The following is a 21,273-nucleotide window of genomic DNA, read 5'->3' on the forward strand; positions in this document are numbered from 1 at the left end:
CTGCTCAGGCGCAGACGGCGCCGTTCAGGGTGAACCGGGCCGGCGTCGCGTTGGCGCCGGAGTACGCGGCCTGGAAGCCGAAGCTCGCGCTCGCGCCGGGCGCCAGGGTGCCGTTCCACCCGGCGTCCCGCACGGTCACGGTGCTGCCGGCCTGGGAGACCGTCGCGTTCCAGGCGTTGGTGATCCGCTGGTTGCCGTCGTAGCTCCAGCCGAGCGTCCAGCCGGAGACGGTCGAGGTGCCGGTGTTCTTCACCGTCACCGTCGCGGTGAACCCGCTGCCCCAGGAGCTGTCCACCTTGTACCCCACCGTGCAGGACGCCGAGGGCTGGGCGGTGTCGTCGTCCGCCTCGGTGGCGGTGAAGGTCGCCGACTGGACGCCCTGGCCGGAGACGGTGAAGACCGCGCTGCCCGCCGCACTGTCCGCGTCCTGCGCCGCGGACAGCGAAACCTGCTGTGCGGCGGCCCAGTTGGCGGGCGTGAACAGCAGCGAGGAGGTGGTGGCCGACAGGTCGCTGTCACCCGAGGTACGGGCGACCGTCACGGTCACGTTCTGGGCGGGCGCGGCCGAGAGCTTGACGGCGACCGACGCCGAGCCGCCCTCGGGGACGGTCACCGCCGCCGGGGTCACCTGCACGGCGGGCGTGGCCGGGGCCGCGCGCCGCTCGGCGGCGAACGAGGCCAGCCAGGCCAGCGAGGCGTTCCAGTTGATCGCCACCTCGTTGGTCGAGTACGAGCCGATGTCGTCGACGTAGCAGGCCGCCGGGGCGCAGCCCGCCAGCTGGGCCTCGGCGATCGGGTCCTGGAGGCCGGAGTTGGGGCCGCCCGCGAAGGAGCCGGCCGGCGGGTGCGGGAGCGAGGCGTCGTTCTGGTGCGCCCAGAAGCGGTGGTGCTCGTTCTCCGAGGCGCGCTCGCCGTAGCCGCTCACGTAGGAGCGGTCCAGGGCGTTGCGGCCCAGCAGGTAGTCCATCGTCTCCAGCGCGCCGGTGCGGTAGCGGGCGGTGCCGGTCAGCTCGTAGGCGACGGCCAGCACCATCGCGTTGTTGGCGACCGAGCTGTTGGAGCCCCACACGTAGCCGTCGGGGGCCAGCGGCACTGCGTAGCCCTGGCCGCCCATGGTGGACAGGTAGCCGTCGGCGGCGGTGGTCAGCAGGCCGCGCAGCCGGGTCACGTCGTCGGCGGGCAGCGCGATGCCGGGGGTGGTGGCCAGGGTGATCCGGCCGAGCGTCGCGGTGCCGCCCCACCAGAAGGCGTCCACCGGCTTGGTGTGCAGCGGCGAGGAGGTGACCGCGTCCCGGTACTGCGACTCGCCGGTGGTGGCGAGGAGTTCGGCGGCCGCCCAGTAGAACTCGTCGGAGACGTCGGCGTCCTCGTAGGCGCCGCCGCCGGTGCTGTCGGTGGCCGGGGCGAGCACGTTCGGGTTGGCCTTGGCGGCGCTCCAGGCGCGGCGGGCCGCGTCCAGGCAGCGGGCGGCGAAGGCGGAGTCGTAGGGCGCGTAGACCCGGGCGCACTGGGCGGCGGTGGCGGCCAGGTTGAGCGTGGCGGCGGTCGACGGCTTGTGCAACTCGCGCTGCTGGTCGTCGAGTTCGGGGCGGGTCGGCAGGCCGGTCCACTGCGCGTCGTGGATCTTGTGGAAGGCCATCCCGGCCATCGGCTTGCCGTCCGGCACCTGCATCCGCAGCAGGAACTCCAGCTCCCAGCGGGCCTCGTCCAGCACGTCCGGCACGCCGTTGCCGCGCTCGGGCACCCGCAGCGTGGAGTCGCCGAGGGCCGCGTCACCGCCCGAACGGCGGGCCCGCTCGAAGGAGTTGACCAGCTCCCAGGTCGCGATGCCGCCGTTGACCACGTACTTGCCCTGGTCGCCGGCGTCGTACCAGCCGCCGCGCACGTCCAGCTGGTAGTCGCACACCCCGGCCTGGCAGGGCACGCTGGTGTCGCCCTTGTTCGGCGCCACCCCCAGGTGCCCGGCGGGGCGGGCGTACGCGCTGCCGCCGGCCAGGTTCGCGTCGATCGCGATGCCGCTGCGCTGCTGGTAGAAGAAGTTCAGGCTGTCGGCGCGCAGCCCGTCGTACAGCGCCGCCGAGATGTCGAACGGGTGGCTGGCCAGGCCGCCGACGACCAGCGTGAAGCCGCTGCCGGTGCCGGTGTACGCGCCGAAGTCCACCAGGTGGGTGGACTGGCCGGACGCCTGGTCGGCGCCGTGCACGGTGGTGGTGCCGGAGGCGACCTGGGTGCCGGCGGCGTCGCGCAGCTGCCAGGCGAGCGGGGCGGTGGCCGAGCTGACCACGGTGGCCCGCTTGGGGCCGTCCGGCAGGTAGCCGAGCTGGTTGACCCGGACGGGGAAGTCGGCGGGCGTGCCGACGGCGGCCGCGCTGACGGTGGCCGCACCGGCGGCGGTCGGGGCGAGCGCGGTGGCGGTGACGCCGCCGGCGAGCAGGGTCAGACCGGTCAGCGCGGCGGCCGCGCGCCGGGGCAGCCCGCGGCCAGGGGTGATCGGAGGCACGGGTGGGAGCCTTCCTGTGTGGGGGAGGGGTGCAGGGGTGGTGGGAGCCCGCTAGGGGTGGGAGCGCTCCCATCCGCCCCAATGAAGCCAGCCGGGCGGTGGGCACGTCAAGAGGCGGTAAACGAAAGCGAGTTGACGCCGCCTAGGGCGCAGCGGCGGACCGCCCCGGCCGCCGGACCGGCCCCGGACACCGTCCGCGCTGGTCACGCCCACCGCGGCCGCCCCTGTTCGGAAGCCGCCCGATGCCCTACGGTCGCGGCCATGACCCAGGCACCGGCCACCAACGCCGCCGGACGGCTGCTGTCCGTCCTGGCCGCCTTCGACCGGGCGGCCCCCGCCCTGACGCTCACCGAGATCAGCCGCCGCGCCGGCCTCTCGCTGCCCACCGCGCACCGGCTGCTGTCCGAACTCACCGCCTGGGGCGCCCTGGAGCGCGACCCCGACGGCGTCTACCACGTCGGCCTGCGGCTGTTCGAACTCGGCACGCTCGCCCCGCGCGGGCCGGTGCTGCGCGAGGCGGCCCTGCCGTTCCTGGAGGACCTGTACGAGGCGACCCGCGAGAACGTGCAACTGGCCGTCCGGGAGGGCGGCGACGCGGTCTACGTGGACCGGCTGGCCGGCCGCTCCTCGGTCGGCGTGCGCACCAGGCCCGGCGCGCACTGGCCGCTGCACGCCACCGGCGTCGGCCTGGCCCTGCTCGCGCACGCCCCGGCCGCCTTCCAGGAGGCGTACCTGGCGGGCGGACTCGCCGCCTTCACCCCCTGGACGGTGACCGCCCCGGACCGGCTGCGGCGGATGCTGGCCGAGGTGCGCACCACCGGGCTGGCGGTCAGCGACCGCCAGGTCACCGACGACGCGCTGTCGGTGGCGGCCCCGGTCCGCGGCGGCGACGGCACGGTGGTCGCGGCGGTCTCCGTCGTGGTGCGCGCCCCGGGCAGCACCGCCGCGCTCGGCCCCGCCGTGCGCCTCGCGGCCCGCGGCATCTCCCGGGCGCTGGCGGCGGGCCGGGCGGAGCCTTTCGCCTGACGGAAGTCTCGTTGTCGCCCCCGGGACGCGCTGGGAGCCTCGTCGCATCCCGCTCACCCCCACCCCCGAGGGACGGCTCCCATGACCCAGTTCGCCCGCAACCAGTGGTACGTCGCCGCGTACTCGGCCGAGGTCGGCGACGACCTGCTCGGCCGCACGGTCCTCGGCGAGCCCGTGGTGCTCTACCGCGCCCGGGAGGACGGCCGGGCGGTCGCGCTGGCCGACCGCTGCGTGCACCGCCGCTTCCCGCTCTCCGAGAGCCGCCGCGAGGGCGACGCGATCATGTGCGGCTACCACGGCTTCACCTACGACCGCACCGGCGCCTGCGTCTCCGTCCCCGGCCAGACCCGCATCCCGCGCACCGCGCGGGTCGCCGCGTACCCCGTCGTCGAGCAGGACTCGCTGGTGTGGATCTGGATCGGCGACCCGGCCGCCGCCGACGAGGACCGCGTCCCGCGCGCCCCGCACCTGGCCGACCCGGCGATGACCACGGTGCGCGGCATGGAGCCGATCGACGCCGACTACGGCCTGCTGGTGGACAACCTGCTCGACCTCTCGCACGAGACGTACCTGCACGGCGGGTACATCGGCACCCCCGAGGTGGCCGCCACCCCGATCACCACCGAGGTGGACGAGCAGGCCGGCGTCGTCCGGGTCTCGCGGCACATGGCCGACGCCGAGTGCCCGCCGTTCTACGCCCGCTCCACCGGCATCGAGGGCCGGATCAGCCGGCTCCAGGACATCGAGTACTTCGCGCCCTGCCTGTACCTGCTGCACAGCCGGATCACCCCGGTCGGGCAGCCGGGGCCGGTCTTCCGCACCGAGATCACCTACGCGATCACCCCCTCGACACCCGGCCGGGTCTACGACTTCTGGGCCGTCTCGCGGGACTTCGCGGTCGGCGACGAGGAGGTCACCGCGTTCCTGCGGGACTTCAACCACACCGTGGTCATGCAGGACGTCGACGCCCTCAACCTGCTCCAGCGCGCCCTGGACGGCGAGCCCGGCCCCTACCAGGAACTCAGCATCAACATCGACACCGGCGCGCTGGCCGCCCGCCGGATCCTCGCCGCGCTGGCCGCCGCGGGCACCGAGCGGGCCGGCGCGGGCGCCGCGCTGGCCGCCACGGGCACCGAGCGGGCCGGCGCGTGAGCGGCGCCCCGGAGCGCCGGGTCCACCGCGTCGACTGGCTGCCCGGCGCGGACGTGCTGGAGGCCCGCTGCCACTGCGGCGCGCGCTCCACCCAGCCGGACCCGGTCGCGGTGTGGGACTGGCTGCTCGACCACCCCCGCCACGCCGCCCCGGCCCCGGACGGAGGACGGCCGTGACCGCGCCCGAACCGACCCTGGACCTGGTGGTCGCCGGCCGCCGGGCCGAGACCGAGGGCGTCGTGGCGCTCACCCTGGCCCGCCCCGACGGCGGCCCGCTGCCCGCCTGGACGCCCGGCGCCCACCTCGACCTGCTGCTCGGCGCCGGGCTGGAACGCCAGTACTCGCTGTGCGGCGACCCGGCCGAGGCCGCCGCCTGGACCATCGCCGTGCTGCGCGAGGCCGGCGGGCGCGGCGGCTCGGCCCGCGTCCACGACACGCTCCACGAGGGCGCGGCCGTCCGGGTGCGGGGCCCGCGCAACCACTTCGCGCTGCGGCCCGCCCCGCGGTACCTGTTCGTCGCGGGCGGCATCGGGATCACCCCGCTGGTGCCGATGCTCGCCGCCGCCGAGGCGGCCGGCGCCGACTGGAGCCTGCTCTACACCGGCCGCTCCCGCGCCACGATGGCCTTCGCCGGGCACCTCGCCGACCGCTACGGGCCGCGCGTCCTGCTCCGCCCCCGGGACGAGACGGCCCGGCCCGACCTGGCCGCCCACCTCGACGCGCTGGACGAGGCCGCCGAGGTCTACTGCTGCGGCCCCCGCCCGCTGCTGGAGGCCGTCGAACGGCACCGCGAGCGCACCGGCCGCCCGCCCGCCCGGGTCGAGCGCTTCCGGCCGCGCGAGCCGGCCGCGGCCGGGCCGGAGCGGCCCTTCACCGTGGTGCTGGCCCGCTCGGGGCTCACCCTGACCGTCCCGGCGGACGCCTCGGTGCTGGAGACCGTGCGGGGCGCGGGCGTCGAGGTCCTCTACTCCTGCGAGCAGGGCACCTGCGGGACGTGCGAGACCGACGTCCTGGACGGGCGCCCCGAGCACCGGGACGCGCTGCTCACCGAGGCGGAGCGGGCGGAGTCGGCGAGCATGATGGTCTGCGTCTCGCGCTGCCTGGGGGAGCGGCTCGTCCTCGACCTGTGAGGCCCGCCCGTGGGGCCTGCCCCGTCCGTGGGGCCCGCCCGTGGGGCCCGTTCGGCCTGCTCGGCCGCGGCGCGGGCGGGCGCTCACCCGGCGGGGACGGTCTCCATCAGTCGGGCGGCCTCCCGGCCGGCCGCGGCGTCGACCTCCCGGGCGATGGCGCGGAACAGCTCCTCGGCCCGGATCGCCGGCCAGTCGGCCGGGAGGTGCTCGGCGGGCAGGTGGGGATCCCGCCGGACGAGCTCCAACCAGTCGGTGTGCAGCAGGAGTTGGCGCCGCAGCGGGTCGTCGGGCCCGTCGGCGGGGCCGCTCCAGCGCTCCAGGAACGCGCGGTAGCCGGCGGCGATGGCCCCGGTGTCGAAGGCGGTCTCCACCACCTGGGCGACCTCGGTCGGTTCCAGCACCGTCCCCCGGAAGACCCGCAGGTGGGCGTCCAGCCCGAGGTCGCCGAGCAGCGCGGCCACGTCCGCCTCGCCCGGGGCCACCCACAGCCCGTTCTGCAGCGGCCCGAAGCCGCCCCAGGTCAGCCGGGAGCGCAGGTCGTGGCGCTGGCGGCGCCACGCCTCCGGCAGCGAGAACCCGACCAGGGTCCACTGCCCCCGCCAGTGCCGGTTGACCGCGCCGGTGCTCCAGACCCGGTCGTGCCCGTCCCGCAGGACGGCCACCGCGCGGGGGGTCAGCCCGAAGTACATCCTGCGCCCCTGCCGGTGCCGGGCGAGCAGGCCCCGGTTGACCATCCGGGTCAGCGTGGAGCGCACCGCCTCCTCAGTGACGCCGACCCGTTCGAAGATCTCGATGACGCAGCCGGAGGAGAGCGCCACGTCCCGGCCCAGGACGTGGACGCCGAAGAAGGTGAGCATCAGGGACTGGGGGCGCGGGGCGGGGTCGAGATCGATCACGGGCCCAGCCTAGGACCCCGGCGCGGGCGGCAGGGGCGGGGACCGCAATGTTTGGCAATATCTTGACGGCCAACACGAACTTGCCTAAGTTGAGGCCGGTTCCACCCCTCGAAGGAGAAGCACCATGGATCTGAACGGCAAGGTCGCCGTGGTCACCGGCAGCGGTCGCGGCCTCGGACTCGCCTACGCCAAGGCACTCGCCGCCGCGGGCGCGGCGGTCGTGGTCAACGACGTGGACGCGGAGGCGGCCGCCGCCGCGGTGGAGGAGATCGCGGCGGCCGGCGGCCGGGCGGTCGCCGAGGCCGGCGCGGTCGGCTCCGCGGAGAGCGCCGAGGCGCTGGTGGCACGGGCCGTCGACGCGTTCGGTCGGCTGGACGTGATGGTCACCAACGCGGGCGTCCTGCGCGACCGGGTGCTGTGGAAGATGTCCGACGAGGACTTCGACACGGTCGTCCGGGTGCACCTGCGCGGCACCTTCACCTGCGTGCGCGCCGCCGTGGCGCGGATGCGCGAGCAGGGCGACGGCGGGCGGATCATCGTCGCCGGCTCCCCGGCGGGCCAGCGCGGCAACTTCGGCCAGACCAACTACGCCGCCGCCAAGGCCGGGATCGCCGCCATGGTCCGCACCTGGGCGATGGAGCTGGCCAAGGCGGGCATCACCGCCAACGCGGTCATCCCGGTCGCCGCCACCGCGATGACCAGGACCATCCCCGCCTTCGCCCCGCACGTCGAGGCGCTGGAGCAACACGGCACCCCGCTGCCGGACGACCTGCGCAAGGGCGAGGGCTTCGGCACCCCCGAGGACGTCGCCCCCCTGGTCGCCTACCTCGCCTCCGACGCCGCCGCGGCCGTCACCGGCCAGTGCATCGGCATCGGCGGCGACCGGCTCGCCCTGTGGTCGCACCCGCAGGAGGTCGCGGTCGCCTACGCGGACGGCGGCTGGAGCGCCGACGCGATCGCCGCCGCCTGGCCGGTGACGGTCGGACGGACGCCCGAGACCTACGGCATCCCCGTCCCGCGGATCTGAGCGGCGGCCCCCGATGACCCCCCAGCAGTCCGGCCCGACCCCCCAGCAGTCCGGCCCGACCCCTCAGCAGCCCGGCCTGTCGCTCGACGACCTGGTCGCGATCGACGTCCACACCCACGCCGAGGTCTCCGCGAGCGGCCGGGGCTCGCTCTCCGAGGAGCTCGACGCCGCCGCCGGCGCCTACTTCCACGCCGAGCACCGCCGCCCGACCCTGCCGGAGATCGCCGCCCACTACCGCGAGCGGAAGATGGCCTGCGTGGTCTTCACCGTCGACGCCGAGCACGCCACCGGCACCCCGGCCGTCCCCAACGAGGAGGTCGCCGAGGCCGCCCGGCAGCACCCCGACGTGATCGTCCCGTTCGCCAGCATCGACCCGTACAAGGGCCGGGCCGGGGTGCGCCAGGTGCGCCGCCTGGTCGAGGAGCACGGCGTCCGCGGCTTCAAGTTCCACCCCAACGTGCAGGCGTTCTCCCCCGACGACCGGCTGGCCTACCCGCTGTACGAGGCGATCGAGGAGGCCGGCGCGATCGCGGTCTTCCACACCGGGCAGACCGGCATCGGCGCCGGGGCGCCCGGGGGCGGCGGCATCCGGCTGAAGTACTCGAACCCGATGCTGGTGGACGACGTCGCCGCGGACTTCCCCGGCATGCCGATCGTGCTGGCCCACCCGTCCTTCCCCTGGCAGGACGAGGCGCTGGCGGTGGCCACCCACAAGCCGCAGGTGTACATCGACCTGTCCGGCTGGTCACCGAAGTACTTCCCGCCGCAGCTGGTGAAGTACGCCAACAGCCTGCTCCAGGACAAGGTCCTGTTCGGCTCCGACTACCCGCTGATCAGCCCCGACCGCTGGCTGGCCGACTTCGCGCAACTGCCGATCAAGGACGAGGTGCGGCCGAAGATCCTCAAGCACAACGCCGCCCGCCTGCTCGGCCTCGACAAGCAGCAGTGACGCAGAGGGAGGAGCCCCGCGTTGCACGACCAAGGCATCGGTTCCTGGCCCGCCCGCCGGGCCCGCAGGACACCGCACCGCACCGCCCTCGTCCACGAGGACCGGTCCACCAGCTACGCCGAACTGCACCGCCGCTCCAGCGGGTTGGCCCACCTGCTGCACCTGCGCGGAGTGCGCCGCGGCGACCGGGTCGCATTCCTCGGCCCCAACCACCCCGCCTTCCTGGAGACCCTCTTCGCCCTCGGGCAGCTGGGCGCGGTCTTCGTGCCGCTCAACACCCGGCTGGCCCCGCCGGAACTGCGCCACCAGCTCCGCGACTCCGGCAGCGCCCTGCTGCTGGCGGTGCGCCAGGACGCCGCCCTGCTGGCGGACCTGTCCGCCGACGCCGAGGTGTGGGAGGTGGAGGGGGCGGAGTACGAGGCGCTGCTGGCCGGGGCCCCCGGCGAGGTGCCGGACCTGCCGGTCGCCCACGACGACCTGTGCATGATCATGTACACCTCGGGGACCACCGGCCGCCCCAAGGGCACCCTGCTCACCCACGGCAACATCGTCTGGAACAGCCTCAACGTGGTGGTCGACACCGACCTCGCGAGCGACGAGGTCACCCTGGTCAGCGCGCCGCTGTTCCACACCGCCGCGCTCAACATGACCTGCCTGCCGACCCTGCTCAAGGGCGGCACCGCCGTCCTGGAGTCCGGCTTCGACGCCGGGCGCACCCTCGAACTGGTCGAACGGCTCGGCGTCACCTGCCTGTTCGGCGTCCCGGCGATGTACGACGCGATCGCCCAGGAGCCCGGCTGGGCCGCGGCCGACCTGAGCGGCCTGCGCAACCTGATGTGCGGCGGCGCGCCCGTGCCCGCCCGCACCCTGCGCGCCTACCTCGACCGCGGGCTGGCCTTCGTCCAGGGCTACGGCATGACCGAGGCCGCCCCCGGCGTGCTGCTGCTCGACCGGGCGGACGCCCTGGAGCACGCCGGGACGGCGGGCGTACCGCACTTCTTCACCGACGTCCGGCTGCTCGACCCGGCGGGCGAGGAGGTCGGCACCGGCGAGCCCGGCGAGGTGGTGGTCAGCGGCCCCAACGTCACCCCCGGTTACTGGGGGCTGCCGCGGGAGAGCGCGGACGCCTACCACGACGGCACCTGGTTCCGCTCCGGCGACGTCGCCGTCCGGGACGAGCAGGGCTACGTCCGGCTGGTCGACCGCCTCAAGGACATGATCATCTCCGGCGGGGAGAACATCTACCCCGCCGAGGTGGAGGACGTCCTGCTCGAACACCCCGCCGTCGCCGAGTGCGCCGTGCTCGGCGTCCCCGACCCGAAGTGGGGCGAGGTGGGCCGCGCCGTCGTCGTGCTGCGGCCCGGCGCCACCGCGAGCGCCGAGGAGATCCTCGCCCACCTCGACGGCCGGCTGGCCCGCTACAAGATCCCCAAGTCCGTCCGCTTCACCGACGCACTGCCCCGCAGCGGCGCGGGCAAGCTCCTCAAGGGGCCGATCCGCGCCGCCCACGGGCAGGTCTGACCTTTCCCCGACTCCCCCCGGTGCGCCCGGTATGCCCGACACGCCCGGCACGCCATCAGGAAGGACCCCCACGTGCCCCGCACCGTCCACGGCCTCACCGACCTGCTCGCCCTCGGCGGCACCGACCTCGGCCACAGCCAGTGGCTGGAGATCGCCCAGGACCGGGTGAACACCTTCGCCGACGCCACCGGCGACCACCAGTGGATCCACACCGACCCCGAACGCGCCGCCGCCGGCCCGTTCGGCGCCCCGATCGCCCACGGCTACCTGACGCTCTCGCTGCTCATCCCGCTGTGGAGCGAACTGCTCCAGGTCGAGGGCGTCGCGATGGCCGTCAACTACGGCCTCAACAAGGTCCGCTTCCCCTCGCCGGTCAAGGTCGGCGCCAAGATCCGCGCCCACGGCGCGATCGCCTCGGTCACGGAGGTGAAGGGCGGCGCCGAGGTGACCGTCGACCTGACCGTCGAGATCGACGGCGGGGCCAAGCCCGCGGTGGTGGCCCAGGCGGTCTACCGCTTCTACGCCTGAGCCCCGCCTGCTGCGCCTGACCCGCCTGCTGCGCCTGCTGCGCCTGCTGCGCCTGCTGCGCCTGCTGCGCCTGAGCCCCGCCCGAACGGCGTGGGTCGCCTCCCGACCGGGCGGTGGCCCACGCCGTTCGGCGTGTGCGGCCGGGGTGACGGACGGCCGCCAATCCTGTGCAGATTATTGACGGCCGACAAAGAGTGGCCCTACATTCGCCGCACGGCCGGTACCCCGCCCCTTCGGCGCCCACCCGAACCGCCCCCGCGCCCGGTGCCCCGCCGTTCCCTCCGCGCGAACGCCGCCCCGGCCCCCGGCTCCTGTCCGGGCCCCCACCGCGTCCTCCCCAGGAGAAGCACCCATGTCCACCTCCACCCGCCCGACCGTGCCCACCGCCCCGGGCAGACCCGCCCTCCGGCGCGGCACCCTCGTCGCCGGCCTGCTCGCCGTCTGCACGGCCCAGATCGGCCTGGCCATCCCGGCCACCCTCAACGGCCTCTTCCAGAGCCAACTGCACCCCGTCGGCTCGCAGTTGACCTGGATCTCGGACGCCTTCCTGCTGCCGGTCGCGGTACTGGAGCTGACCTTCGGCCTGCTCGGCGACCTGCTGGGCCGCAAGCGCCTGCTGGTCGGCGGCGCCGCCCTGCTGGCCGTCGGCGAGATCGTCAGCACCACCGCCAACGGCATCCACCAGCTCTGGGTCGGCCAGGCCCTGGCCGGCCTCGGCGCCGCCGCGCTCTTCCCGACCTCGCTGGCGATCCTCGCCGCCGGCGCCGCCTCCACTGCCCAGCGGGCCAAGGTCGTCGCCCTGTGGGCCGCGCTGCTCTCCACCGGCGGCTTCGTCGCCCCGCTGATCGGCGGTATCACCGCCACCTACGGCTCCTGGCGCTGGGCCTTCGTCGCCGTCACCCTGATCGGCGCGGCCAGCGCCCTGACCAGCGCCCTGTGCGCCGACGAGTCGCGCGCCCCGGAGGGCCGCTCGCTCGACCTGCCGGGCCAACTCACCATCGGCGTCGGCCTGTTCGCCCTGCTCTACGCGATCATCCAGGGCCCCGAGGACGGCTGGACCGCCGCCCCCGTGCTGATCGCCCTCGCCCTCGCCGTGCTCGGCCTGGCCGGTTTCGTGGCCGCCGAACTGCGCTCCGCCTCCCCGCTGCTGCGCCTGGACCTGTTCCGCAACCGCTCCTTCGCGGTCGCCTCCGTCATCACCGTGGTCGGCATGTTCAGCTTCCTCGGCACCGCCTACTCGGTCAGCATCCGCCTCGGCCCCGTCCAGGAACTGCCGCCGATGCGGACCGCCCTGGCCTTCCTGCTGCTCAACGGCATCGCCCTGGCCATGCTGCCGGTCACCCACCGCCTGCTGAACGCGGTGGCGCCGCGCCTGCTGCTCGGCTCCGGCCTGCTGCTGATCGCGGCCGGCAACTACTGGGCCGCCGCCCTGCCGGTCCACGACCACTCCTTCCTCCCGCTGATCGCCCCGCTCGCCCTGGTCGGCCTCGGCTTCGCCGTGACCGTCTCCTCCGTCACCGCCACCGCCGTCACCACCGTGCCCCCGCACCTGGCCGGCATGGCCAGCGCCACCACCAACCTGCTGCGCGACTTCGGCTTCACCCTGGGCCCCGCCGTGATCGGCGCGATCGCCCTCAGCCGGGCCGGCGACCACTTCACCAGCACCCTCGGCGCCTCCGACCTGCCCGCCCCGCTCAAGGGCGCGGGCACCGCGATCCTGGAGGAGGGCGGCCCGCTGGCCGTCAACGGCGCCTCCAACGCGCCCAAGCTCGCCGCCCTGCACCCGCTCGCCGAGAACGCGCTCGGCGCTGGCTACTCGGTCGGCTTCGTGGTCTGCGGCTGCGCCGCGCTCTTCGCCGCCGTCCTCGCACTGCTCGCCCTGCGCGGCCGCGCCACGGACGGGGAACCGACGCCGGTCGGCTGAGCGCCACCGATGCCCGCCGGTCGACCACCGCTGAGCACCGCCGATGCCTGTCGGCCGAGCACCGCCGAGCGCCCGCCCTCCCCGTGGGGGTGCGGCCCCGGTTCCGCCCGACCGCGGCAGGAGAACGGCCTGCCCCACGGCGCGCCTGCGCCGCCGACCCATCCACCCCCACCGTGACGGAGTCCTCCATGCCCCGACCGCCCCGCTCGCCCCGATCGCCCCGCCGGGCGCTGGCCGCCCTGTGCGCCGCCACCGCGCTCGCCCTCACCGCCCCGCTCGCCCTCACCGCCCCGGCCGCCGCCACCCCGCTCGCCGCCGCCACCACCACGTCCGCCCACTACAGCGGCACCCTGCCGGACGGCGCGACCTGGATCGCCGACAAGCCCGCCCGGTGGAACGGCGTCCTGCTGCTGTTCAGCCACGGCTTCGGCGCGCTCACCGCCGCGAACGCCCCCTCCGACGCCGTCCGGGACCGGCTGCTCGCCGAGGGCTACGCCCTGGCCGGCTCCTCCTACGACCCGAACGGTTCGGCCTGGGCACTGGAGTCCGCCGAGCGGGACCAGTTCGCCACCGTCACCGCGTTCGGCGGCGCCGCGGGCCGGCCCGCGCACGTCGTCTCCGTCGGGCTCTCGATGGGCGGCCTGGTCAACGCCCAGATCGCCCGCGACGGCGCCGGACGGATCGACGGCGCGCTCAACCTGTGCGGGCTCGTCGCCGGCGGCGTCGACCTGGAGGACTACCAACTCGACGCCGAGTACGCCCTGGCCTGGTTCTTCGACCGCGCCGACCTGCCGAACCTGGTCGATCTGCCGAGTTCGGACGCCGCCTCCGCGTTGGCCCAGCGGCTCTCCGCCGCCGTCGACGCCGCCCAGCGGACCCCCGCCGGACGGGCCAGGATCGTCCTCGCCGCCGCCTACCTCAACCAGTCGGCCTGGGCGCCGGGCCAGGCGCCGCCCGCCCCCGCCGACTACGCGAACCAGGAGTACCAGCAGTACCAGTGGCTCCAGCAGGGCCTGCTGTACTTCATCGTCCCCGGCCGCTACGCCGTCGAGCAGTCCGCGGGCGGCAACCCCTCCTCCACCGAGGGCGTCGACTACACCGACCTGCTCGACAAGTCCTGGCACGCCGACGAGGTCCGCGCCCTGTACGCCGCGGCGGGCCTCGACCCGAGGGCCGACACCGCCGCGCTCACCGCGCACGCCGACATCACCGGCTCCGCCACCGCGCGGGCGGAGCTGACCGCCAGCTCCACCGTCGCCTCGCTCGGCGTCCCGATGCTGTCCCTCCACACCACCTCCGACCAGCTCGTGCCCGTCGAGCAGGAGAACGCCTACGCGGCCCGGATCCGGGCGGCCGGCGACAACAGCCTGTTGCGGCAGGCGTTCGTCGCCCGGCAGGGGCACTGCAACTTCACCACCGCCGAGATCGTGGCCGGCCTGCACGCCCTGGAGCAGCGGCTGGTCACCGGCACCTGGAGCAACGCCGCCACCCCCGAGTCCCTGCAGGCCCGCGCCACCGCGCTCGGCCTGGACGGCGCCGCCTTCACCGCCTGGAAGCCCTCCGCGCTGTCCGGCGTCCGCCGCTGACCCGGCCCCTCGCCCCGGACGCCCGTCGGCCCACCGGTCGGCGGGCGTCCTGCCGTCCTGGCGTCCGGGGGCTCGGACGCTCAGGCGCGGCGCCGCTTGCTGGCGGCGCGGAGGTGGCCGGTGCGGTCGGCGAGGGCGTCGAGGCGGGTGGCCAGCTCCGCCTGGTCACTGCCCAGGTGGGGGCGCAGGTCGGTGAGCGGGACGAGCAGGTCGGCCGCGTCGGCCGTCCCGAGCGCGGCGGTGAGGACCTCCTGGGCCGGGCGGGCGGCGGGGCCGAGCCCGGCCGCGCTGAGCTGGGCGGCCAGGACGCGCAGTTCGGCGGCGTGGTCGCGGGCCCAGGCCGAGACGGCGCGGTCGGCGGCCCGGTGGTCGCGCACCGCCTTGACGCGCTCCGCGCCCGTCCCCGGACCGCCCTCCCCGGCCCGGCGCAGCCGCAGGTAGCGGTTCTCGGCGGCCTGGCGGCTGGCCACCCCCATCGGGCGGGCGAGGTCGGCCCAGGTCGCGCCGCCCGCGCGGGCGCTCTCCACCAGTCCGGCCTCCCAGCCCGCGAGCCGGGCCCGCAGCTCGCGCAGCAGCAGCAGGGCGGCCAGGGCCGATTCCGGGTCGTCCCGCTGCTCCCGCTGCTCCCGCCGCTGCCACGGTTCCCGCTGCTCCGGCGGCTTCCGCTGCCCGGGTGCACCGGCGCGGTGGACGGCCTCCTCGATGGCGGCCAGGGCCGCGACGGCGGCGACCAGCGAGACCGGCTCGCCGGCCCCGCCGAGGGGGGTGTCGGGTGGCGTCGGCTTGTCACTCATGGCGTCATCCTACTGACGACAGCTTTCCTTTGTCATCGGATGGACGACGTGCTACAACGGTTCCAGGTGATGTGCACCGGCACCCTTTGATCCCACAGGAGGTGTTTCGCGATGCTGCTGCGCACCGACCCGTTCCGCGAACTCGACCGTCTCACCCAGCAGTTCACGGGTGCGAACGGCACCTGGTCGCGTCCGGCCCCGATGCCCCTGGACGCCTACCGGGCCGGCGACGAGTACGTGATCCACTTCGACCTTCCGGGAGTCGACCCGGACGCGATCGACGTCGACGTCGAACGGAACATGCTGACCGTCAAGGCCGAGCGCCGCCCCCACCCGCAGACCGAGGACGTCAAGTGGGAGCTCTCGGAGCGCCCCCTCGGCGTCTTCTCGCGCCAGGTGATGCTCTCCGACACCCTCGACCCCGAGGGCATCACCGCGGACTACGACCAGGGCGTGCTGACGCTCCGCATCCCGGTCGCGGAGAAGGCCAAGCCCCGCAAGGTCGCCGTCGGCCACAGCGGGACGCGCCGGCAGATCCGCGCCTGACCCCGGTCCGGGCCCCGCCGCAGACACCGCGGGGCCCGGCCGACCACCGACCGAACGAACAGCGAGCGGTCCCATGCTGCAACGAGTGGTGACCACCCACCTGGTGCGGGCCCACGGCGAGATCGACGCCGACACCGCCCCCCGCCTGCGCCGCCAACTCCTCCGCGGGCTGGCCGCGCACCCCGAAGTGGTGCTCGACCTCTCGGACGTCACGTTCATGGACTGCGCGGGACTGCGCGTCCTGGTCGAGGCCCGAGGACTCGCCGACCGGAAGGGCGGACGCCTGCTCCTGCGCGGCGTCGGAACCCCCGTCGCCCGGCTGCTCCACCTCACCGGCCTGCAGAGCCTCGCCGACCCGAGCCCGCCCCGCCCCCGGCACCCCGCCTCGGGCCGCTCCGCGTGAAGCGGCGGACGCCCTGACCCTCCGCGCCGACGGCCCTCCCGTCCCTCCCGCCACCCCGTCCCTCCCGTCCCTCCTGCCACCCCGTCCCTCCTGACACCCCGCCACCCCGCCGTCGCGCGCACCGCGGCGGCCGCCCAGGAAGGCTCCGCCGATGACCCGGCACCGCCGCCTCGTCCAGCAGGTCCGCGCCGCGGGCCGCTACTCCGGCGACGAGGAGGCCGAACGCGTCCTGACCGCGGTCCTCGGCCGACTCGGCGCCCAGCTCGACGGGGACGAGCGCCGCGCCCTGGCCGAGGTCCTGCCGCCCTCCCTCCGTCCGGTGTTCGCCGACCGGATCCCGCTGCCCGCGCCGGTCGGCGCCCCGGCCTTCGTGGAGGCGCTCGCCGCCACCCTCTCCACCAGCCCGGCCGCCGCCCGCTGGGACGCCTCCTCGGTCCTGACCACCCTGGCCGACCTCGCCGGCCCCGACCTCGCCGACCGCCTGCTGGCCCGGCTGCCGCGCGGCTACGCCCTGCTGTTCGGCCGCGCCGACCTCGCCGCCGCGGCCTGACCGCAGGCGCGCCCGAGCCCCGGCGGAGCACCGGCCCCGCTCACGCCGTTCCGTGCGGGGGGAGGTCCAGCGCGGCGAGTTCCTCCTCCGACAGGCGCAGGGCGCCGGCGGCGACGTTCTGGGCGAGGTGGCCGAGATCGCCGGTGCCGGGGATGGCCAGCACGTGGGGGCCCTGGTGCAGCGTCCAGGCCAGCCGGACCTGGGCCGCGCCCACGCCGTGCGCACGGGCGACGGCGTGCACCTGCGGGCTGTCGTCGGTACTCGCGCCGGCCGTGCGTCCGGCGCCGGCGATCGCGTAGAACGGCACGAACGCGATGCGCTGTTCACCGCAGAGGGCCAGGAACTCCCGCTGCTCGGACGACGCGCCGACGCCGTACATGTTCTGGACGCAGACCACCGGCGCGATGGCCAGGGCCTCGGCGAGGTGGTGGGGGCGGACGTTGGACAGGCCCAGGTGGCGGATCAGCCCGGCCTCGCGCAGTTCGGCGAGCGCGCCGAAGCGTTCGGCGATCGAAGCGGTCCCGACGACGCGCAGGTTCACCACGTCGAGGTGGTCGCGGCCGAGTTGGCGCAGGTTCTCCTCGACCTGGCCGCGCAACTGCTCGGGAGCGGCGTGCGGCAGCCACTCGCCCGAGGGGTCGCGGCCCGGTCCGACCTTGGTGGCGATGACGAGGTCGTCCGGGTAGGGGGCCAGCGCCCGGTTGATCAGTTCGTTGGCCGAGCGCAGCGGCGAGAAGTAGAACGCGGCGGTGTCGAGGTGGTTCACGCCGAGCTCCACCGCGCGGCGCAGCACCCGGACCGCCTGGTCGCGGTCGCGCGGGACGGCACCGGGGGTGAGCGCCTCGCCGTGCTGCGGCAGGCGCATCGTGCCGAAACCGATCCGGTTGACCGTCAGGTCGCCGAGCTCCCAGGTGCCCGACGCCGCCGCGGTGATCGTCTGTGAGGTCATGGCGGGATGCTCCCCGCACGGTAGGCTGGCCCGCCATTGATTCACGCATGCCTGAATCCCCGAGGGGTGGACGTCCTGGCGGAGCTGGCGTTCTCGACGAGCGACCTGGCGCAGGTGCGGTTCGCCGTCTCGCCGATGTGGGAGGTAGCGCCCAGCTTCCGCCTGCTGAGGTCCGGCGCCGCGCGATCGATCCACCGGCCCTGGATCGACCAGGTACGGCCGCGCCTGCTGGCCGCCGGACTGGACCGGGGGTGGCTCGACGAGCTGATCCCGCCCGGTGGCGGCTACGTCCCCGACTTCCTCAACCCGGCCCCCGCCGGACCGGCCCCCGCCCCGGCGGCGGAGCGGGACGCGATCCGGGCCGCGCCCGCCGACCGGGTCCGCCGCGACCTCGACCACCTGGCCCGCCACCAGGGAACGCTCGGGCCCCGGCTGCGGGCCCTGCGCGACGACCCGCCGGGCCTGCTGGCCGAGGTCGCCGAGGAGGTCGAGACCTACTGGGAGCTGGCGCTCGCCCCCTACTGGGCGCGGATCCGGGCGGTCCTGGACGCGGACGTCCTCCACCGGGCCCGCCAGGCCGCCGAGCACGGCACCGGCCACCTCCTCAACCACCTGCACACGTCGCTGAGCTGGGACGGCGACGCGCTGCGGATGGCCCGCCGGAAGCAGCCCCTGACCCGCACCACGGCGGGCACGGGACTCCTGCTCATCCCCTCCGCTTTCACCGGGGCGGGGCTGCGCACCCGTACGGCCCCGCCGGACCCGCCCCAGGTCGCCTACCAGGCACGCGGCATCGGCTCCCTCTGGCAGGCCCGGCCCGTCGCGCGGGCCGACGCCCTCTCCGCCGTCCTGGGACGCTCCCGGACCCTGCTGCTCACCGAGTTGGAGATCCCGGCCTCCACCACCCAGCTGGCCCACCGCACCGGCCTCTCCCCGGCCGGGGTCTCCCAGTACCTCACCGCGCTGCGCGACGCGGGCCTGGTCAGCGCCCACCGCGCCGGCCGCTCAGTCCTCTACGCGCGCACCACCGCAGCCGAAGTCCTCCTCCGAGCCGCCACCGACCACTGAGCCGCGGCGCAGCACCAGCCCGGGAGATCCGGACCCGGGTGTACGCTGCCGCCGAGTGCGGTCACCGGCAACTTCGGTGCTCGGCAACAGAGTTCGCCGAAGCCCTGCTCCGGGCCGCCACCCGCCGCCCGCCCCGTGCTCCCGCGCTCCCGCGCCTTCGCTGGGGCGTCGCCCGCTCAGTCGCGGTGCGCGGGCCCCGTGCTGCGGCGCAGCACCAGTTCGGGGGTGATCTGGACCCGGGTGTGCGGGTGCGCGCTGCCGTCGAGTGCGGCTACCAGCAACTCCAGTGCGCGGCGCCCGAGTTCGCCGAAGTCCTGTCGGACGGTGGTGAGCGGCGGGATGAAGTAGGCGGCCTCGGGGATGTCGTCGAAGCCGACCACGCTGAGGCCGCCGGGCACCGGCCGGCCGGCCTCGTGCAGGGCGCGCAGCAGTCCGAGGGCCATGTGGTCGTTGGCGCAGAGGACGGCGGTGACGTCGGTCAGCCGGGCGATCCGCTGCCCCGCCTCGTAGCCGGAGCGGGCGCTCCAGTCGCCGACCGTGACGGCGGGCACCCGGGCGCCGGCGGCGTCCAGGGCCAGGCGCCAGCCCTCCTGGCGGTCCTGGCTCTCCAGCCAGCCGGGCGGGCCGGCCAGGTGGTGGACGGTGCGGTGGCCGAGGTCGAGCAGGTGCCGGGTGGCGGCCTCGGCGCCGGAGCGGTTGTCGACGGTGACCGTCGGGATGCTGGAGCGGGCGCCGGAGCCGACCGCGACCACCGGTACCGAGCTGGAGAGTTTGGCGACGGCGCTGACGGCCGAGGTCTGCGGCGCGATCACCACGACCCCTTCGACGCCCTGGTCGCGGAGCCGGTCGACGGCCTCCTGGACGGAGCGGCTGTCCAGCGAGCGCAGGCTGGCGACGCTGACGAAGTACCCGGCGCTGCGGGCGGCGCGTTCGATGCCGTCCAGCATCGAGGCGGGCCCGTACAGGGTGGACTCGAAGCTGACCACGCCGAGGGTCTGCGAGCGGCGGGTGACCAGGGCGCGGGCGGCCGAGTTGGGCCGGTAGTCGAGTTCGCGGATGGCGGCGAGCACCCGGTCCCGGGTGCCGGGGCGGACGTGCGGGGCGCCGTTGAGGACGCGTGACACCGTCTGGTGGGACACCCCGGCCAGTTTCGCGACGTCCGCCATCACGGGCTGCCGCGCCTCCGGGCCGGCCGTTTCGGTCCCCAACGTTGCACTCCTCACCGACCGCGAAGGCGTTCCGGGCGCGGCCGGTCCGCCCCGTGCGGTGCGGGGGGAGCGGTGGTGGTGGCGTCGCGCGCCGGTGTCGGGGAATCGTACCCGCTCTTCCTGTTAGCGCTCACAATCGGGCGGAAATCCGGTCTCCGGAGCACGTCGGCCCCCCGACCTGCGGAAAGGGGGGTCGGTGCCGCTCGGGCGGGGTCCGGCGCCGGTCAAGATTGGGTAACGGGCGGTGACTTGGGTTGTCGGGCTCGAATGTGAGCGCTAACAATCTCCCTCGAGCGAAACGGCGCCGCCACACCCCGTTCACCCGGACGAGACGGCGTGCGCCCTCCCGGTCGCGCCCTGCCCCGGCCGTCTCGCCCTCGCAGCACCCCCGCACGCCCCCGCACGTCCCTTCGCAGCACCCCGCACATCCCTCCTGCACCCCCCGCGACCGCCGGCCGGCCCCGCCGTCCGCGCGATCGACGATCCGAGAGGAATTCCCCACATGTCCAAGAGAGCTGCGGCGGCCCTGGTCGCCGGCGCGATGGTCGCCGTCCTCACCGCCTGCGGTTCCGGTGGCGGCTCCGGCTCCTCCGACAAGGGTTCCGACCACAAGCTCGTCGTGGGCTTCTCCCAGGTCGGCGCCGAGAGCGGCTGGCGCACCGCCAACACCAAGTCGATCCAGGACGCGGCGAAGAAGGCCGGCATCACCCTCAAGTTCTCCGACGCGCAGCAGAAGCAGGAGAACCAGATCAAGGCGATCCGCTCGTTCATCCAGCAGAAGGTCGACGTGATCGCCTTCTCGCCGGTGGTCGAGTCGGGCTGGGACACCGTCCTCAAGGAGGCCAAGGCCGCGCACATCCCGGTCATCCTGACCGACCGCGCGGTCGACTCCAAGGACGAGTCGCTGTACGTCTCCTTCCTCGGCTCCGACTTCGTCGAGGAGGGCAAGAAGGCCGGCGACTGGCTGGTCAAGGAGTACGCCTCGGCCGGCGGCGACGTGAACATCGTCCAACTGGAGGGCACCACCGGCTCCGCGCCCGCCAACGACCGCAAGTCCGGCTTCGCGGACGCCATCAAGGGCGACCCGAAGTTCAAGGTGGTCGCCTCGCAGACCGGCGACTTCACCCGCGCCAAGGGCAAGGAGGTCATGCAGGCGTTCCTGAAGTCCCAGCCGAAGATCGACGTGCTGTACGCGCACAACGACGACATGGCGCTCGGCGCGATCCAGGCGATCGAGGAGGCCGGCAAGAAGCCCGGCACCGACATCAAGATCGTCTCGGTGGACGGCGTCAAGGACGCCTTCACCGCGATGAGCCAGGGCAAGATCAACTACGACGTCGAGTGCAACCCGCTGCTCGGCGACCAGCTGATGGACCTGGCGAAGAAGGTCAAGGCGGGTGAGACCGTGCCGCGCCGGATCCAGACCGAGGAGGGCACCTTCACCCCCGAGCAGGCCACCGCGGCCCTGCCCAACCGCCAGTACTGACCCACCCCGACCGGGCGGGGTGGGTCAGTAC

General features: G+C 75.0%; 20 protein-coding genes. 15 read left to right on the plus strand and 5 right to left on the minus strand.

Annotation, left to right across the window (positions count from 1 at the left end):
• Nucleotides 1-4: 4 nt before the first annotated feature.
• A complete protein-coding gene (locus ACFUEL_RS13970; protein WP_380236426.1) occupies nt 5-2,500 on the minus strand; it encodes a glycoside hydrolase family 9 protein in 2,496 nt (831 codons plus the stop codon).
• Nucleotides 2,501-2,761: 261 nt separating this feature from the next.
• Between ACFUEL_RS13970 and ACFUEL_RS13975 the strand changes: the two genes are divergently transcribed.
• The 4 genes from ACFUEL_RS13975 to ACFUEL_RS13990 all read left to right on the plus strand — a co-directional run bounded on the left by ACFUEL_RS13975 (nt 2,762) and on the right by ACFUEL_RS13990 (nt 5,807).
• Nucleotides 2,762-3,526, plus strand: a complete 765-nt coding sequence (locus ACFUEL_RS13975) for an IclR family transcriptional regulator (protein WP_380236427.1) — start codon at nt 2,762-2,764, stop codon at nt 3,524-3,526.
• Nucleotides 3,527-3,607: 81 nt separating this feature from the next.
• On the plus strand, nt 3,608-4,678 hold the full coding sequence (locus tag ACFUEL_RS13980; protein WP_380236428.1) for a Rieske 2Fe-2S domain-containing protein: 1,071 nt from the start codon (nt 3,608-3,610) through the stop codon (nt 4,676-4,678).
• A complete protein-coding gene (locus ACFUEL_RS13985; RefSeq protein ID WP_380236429.1) occupies nt 4,675-4,854 on the plus strand; it encodes a hypothetical protein in 180 nt (59 codons plus the stop codon). Before ACFUEL_RS13980 ends, ACFUEL_RS13985 begins: the two co-directional genes overlap by 4 nt.
• A complete protein-coding gene (locus ACFUEL_RS13990) occupies nt 4,851-5,807 on the plus strand; it encodes a PDR/VanB family oxidoreductase (protein WP_380236430.1) in 957 nt (318 codons plus the stop codon). The genes ACFUEL_RS13985 and ACFUEL_RS13990 overlap by 4 nt, the downstream gene beginning before the upstream one ends.
• 83 nt (nt 5,808-5,890) lie before the next feature.
• Here ACFUEL_RS13990 and ACFUEL_RS13995 read toward each other — a convergent pair whose 3' ends face one another.
• On the minus strand, nt 5,891-6,703 hold the full coding sequence (locus ACFUEL_RS13995) for a PaaX family transcriptional regulator C-terminal domain-containing protein (RefSeq protein WP_380236431.1): 813 nt from the start codon (nt 6,701-6,703) through the stop codon (nt 5,891-5,893).
• A 124-nt stretch (nt 6,704-6,827) separates the two neighbouring features.
• On the opposite strand from ACFUEL_RS13995, the gene ACFUEL_RS14000 reads away from it, so the two are divergent.
• The 6 genes from ACFUEL_RS14000 to ACFUEL_RS14025 all read left to right on the plus strand — a co-directional run bounded on the left by ACFUEL_RS14000 (nt 6,828) and on the right by ACFUEL_RS14025 (nt 14,238).
• Nucleotides 6,828-7,730 carry an SDR family oxidoreductase gene (locus ACFUEL_RS14000; protein WP_380236432.1) on the plus strand — a complete coding sequence of 301 codons (903 nt, stop codon included), beginning with the start codon at nt 6,828-6,830 and terminating at the stop codon, nt 7,728-7,730.
• 13 nt (nt 7,731-7,743) lie between these two features.
• Entirely contained in the window at nt 7,744-8,679 is a 936-nt protein-coding gene (locus ACFUEL_RS14005; RefSeq protein WP_380236433.1) for an amidohydrolase family protein, read from the plus strand.
• A 21-nt stretch (nt 8,680-8,700) separates the two neighbouring features.
• Nucleotides 8,701-10,200, plus strand: a complete 1,500-nt coding sequence (locus tag ACFUEL_RS14010) for a long-chain fatty acid--CoA ligase (RefSeq protein ID WP_380236434.1) — start codon at nt 8,701-8,703, stop codon at nt 10,198-10,200.
• Nucleotides 10,201-10,272: 72 nt separating this feature from the next.
• The gene (locus ACFUEL_RS14015; protein ID WP_380236435.1) at nt 10,273-10,728 is read left to right on the plus strand and encodes a MaoC family dehydratase; all 456 of its coding nucleotides are present in this window, start codon (nt 10,273-10,275) and stop codon (nt 10,726-10,728) included.
• A gap of 352 nt (nt 10,729-11,080) precedes the next feature.
• Nucleotides 11,081-12,652 carry an MFS transporter gene (locus ACFUEL_RS14020; RefSeq protein WP_380236436.1) on the plus strand — a complete coding sequence of 524 codons (1,572 nt, stop codon included), beginning with the start codon at nt 11,081-11,083 and terminating at the stop codon, nt 12,650-12,652.
• A gap of 188 nt (nt 12,653-12,840) precedes the next feature.
• The gene (locus ACFUEL_RS14025) at nt 12,841-14,238 is read left to right on the plus strand and encodes an alpha/beta hydrolase (protein ID WP_380236437.1); all 1,398 of its coding nucleotides are present in this window, start codon (nt 12,841-12,843) and stop codon (nt 14,236-14,238) included.
• Nucleotides 14,239-14,318: 80 nt separating this feature from the next.
• On the opposite strand, the gene ACFUEL_RS14030 is transcribed toward ACFUEL_RS14025, so the two are convergent.
• Nucleotides 14,319-15,032: a hypothetical protein gene (locus tag ACFUEL_RS14030; protein ID WP_380236438.1), complete on the minus strand. Its 714-nt coding sequence runs from the start codon at nt 15,030-15,032 to the stop codon at nt 14,319-14,321.
• A gap of 111 nt (nt 15,033-15,143) precedes the next feature.
• Here ACFUEL_RS14030 and ACFUEL_RS14035 point away from each other — a divergent pair, with 111 nt between their 5' ends.
• From ACFUEL_RS14035 to ACFUEL_RS14045, 3 genes are all read left to right on the plus strand, one after another.
• Nucleotides 15,144-15,578: an Hsp20/alpha crystallin family protein gene (locus ACFUEL_RS14035; protein ID WP_380236439.1), complete on the plus strand. Its 435-nt coding sequence runs from the start codon at nt 15,144-15,146 to the stop codon at nt 15,576-15,578.
• A 73-nt stretch (nt 15,579-15,651) separates the two neighbouring features.
• Entirely contained in the window at nt 15,652-15,981 is a 330-nt protein-coding gene (locus tag ACFUEL_RS14040; protein ID WP_380236440.1) for an STAS domain-containing protein, read from the plus strand.
• Nucleotides 15,982-16,132: 151 nt separating this feature from the next.
• A complete protein-coding gene (locus ACFUEL_RS14045) occupies nt 16,133-16,531 on the plus strand; it encodes a DUF2267 domain-containing protein (RefSeq protein WP_380236441.1) in 399 nt (132 codons plus the stop codon).
• 40 nt (nt 16,532-16,571) lie between these two features.
• On the opposite strand, the gene ACFUEL_RS14050 is transcribed toward ACFUEL_RS14045, so the two are convergent.
• The gene (locus ACFUEL_RS14050; protein WP_380236442.1) at nt 16,572-17,480 is read right to left on the minus strand and encodes an aldo/keto reductase; all 909 of its coding nucleotides are present in this window, start codon (nt 17,478-17,480) and stop codon (nt 16,572-16,574) included.
• Nucleotides 17,481-17,546: 66 nt separating this feature from the next.
• Here ACFUEL_RS14050 and ACFUEL_RS14055 point away from each other — a divergent pair, with 66 nt between their 5' ends.
• Nucleotides 17,547-18,548, plus strand: coding sequence for a DUF5937 family protein (locus ACFUEL_RS14055; protein ID WP_380236443.1), 1,002 nt, complete (start codon nt 17,547-17,549; stop codon nt 18,546-18,548).
• A 176-nt stretch (nt 18,549-18,724) separates the two neighbouring features.
• On the opposite strand, the gene ACFUEL_RS14060 is transcribed toward ACFUEL_RS14055, so the two are convergent.
• On the minus strand, nt 18,725-19,756 hold the full coding sequence (locus tag ACFUEL_RS14060; RefSeq protein ID WP_380236444.1) for a LacI family DNA-binding transcriptional regulator: 1,032 nt from the start codon (nt 19,754-19,756) through the stop codon (nt 18,725-18,727).
• Between the two features lie 502 nt (nt 19,757-20,258).
• On the opposite strand from ACFUEL_RS14060, the gene ACFUEL_RS14065 reads away from it, so the two are divergent.
• The gene (locus ACFUEL_RS14065; protein ID WP_380236445.1) at nt 20,259-21,242 is read left to right on the plus strand and encodes an ABC transporter substrate-binding protein; all 984 of its coding nucleotides are present in this window, start codon (nt 20,259-20,261) and stop codon (nt 21,240-21,242) included.
• The last annotated feature ends 31 nt before the right edge of the window (nt 21,243-21,273 follow it).

It is taken from the genome of Kitasatospora sp. NPDC057198 (genome assembly GCF_042670125.1).
Classification (GTDB): Bacteria; Actinomycetota; Actinomycetes; order Streptomycetales; family Streptomycetaceae; genus Kitasatospora.

Excerpts from the sequence above, each read along its gene's own strand:
- ACFUEL_RS14040 (WP_380236440.1), top strand. The coding sequence starts at position 15,652 with ATGCTGCAACGAGTGGTGACCACCCACCTGGTGCGGGCCCACGGCGAG.
- ACFUEL_RS14035 (WP_380236439.1), top strand. The coding sequence starts at position 15,144 with ATGCTGCTGCGCACCGACCCGTTCCGCGAACTCGACCGTCTCACCCAG.
- ACFUEL_RS14020 (WP_380236436.1), top strand. The coding sequence starts at position 11,081 with ATGTCCACCTCCACCCGCCCGACCGTGCCCACCGCCCCGGGCAGACCC.
- ACFUEL_RS14000 (WP_380236432.1), top strand. The coding sequence starts at position 6,828 with ATGGATCTGAACGGCAAGGTCGCCGTGGTCACCGGCAGCGGTCGCGGC.
- ACFUEL_RS14065 (WP_380236445.1), top strand. The coding sequence starts at position 20,259 with ATGTCCAAGAGAGCTGCGGCGGCCCTGGTCGCCGGCGCGATGGTCGCC.
- ACFUEL_RS14030 (WP_380236438.1), bottom strand. The coding sequence starts at position 15,032 with ATGAGTGACAAGCCGACGCCACCCGACACCCCCCTCGGCGGGGCCGGC.
- ACFUEL_RS13975 (WP_380236427.1), top strand. The coding sequence starts at position 2,762 with ATGACCCAGGCACCGGCCACCAACGCCGCCGGACGGCTGCTGTCCGTC.
- ACFUEL_RS14005 (WP_380236433.1), top strand. The coding sequence starts at position 7,744 with ATGACCCCCCAGCAGTCCGGCCCGACCCCCCAGCAGTCCGGCCCGACC.
- ACFUEL_RS14050 (WP_380236442.1), bottom strand. The coding sequence starts at position 17,480 with ATGACCTCACAGACGATCACCGCGGCGGCGTCGGGCACCTGGGAGCTC.
- ACFUEL_RS14045 (WP_380236441.1), top strand. The coding sequence starts at position 16,133 with ATGACCCGGCACCGCCGCCTCGTCCAGCAGGTCCGCGCCGCGGGCCGC.
- ACFUEL_RS14025 (WP_380236437.1), top strand. The coding sequence starts at position 12,841 with ATGCCCCGACCGCCCCGCTCGCCCCGATCGCCCCGCCGGGCGCTGGCC.
- ACFUEL_RS13980 (WP_380236428.1), top strand. The coding sequence starts at position 3,608 with ATGACCCAGTTCGCCCGCAACCAGTGGTACGTCGCCGCGTACTCGGCC.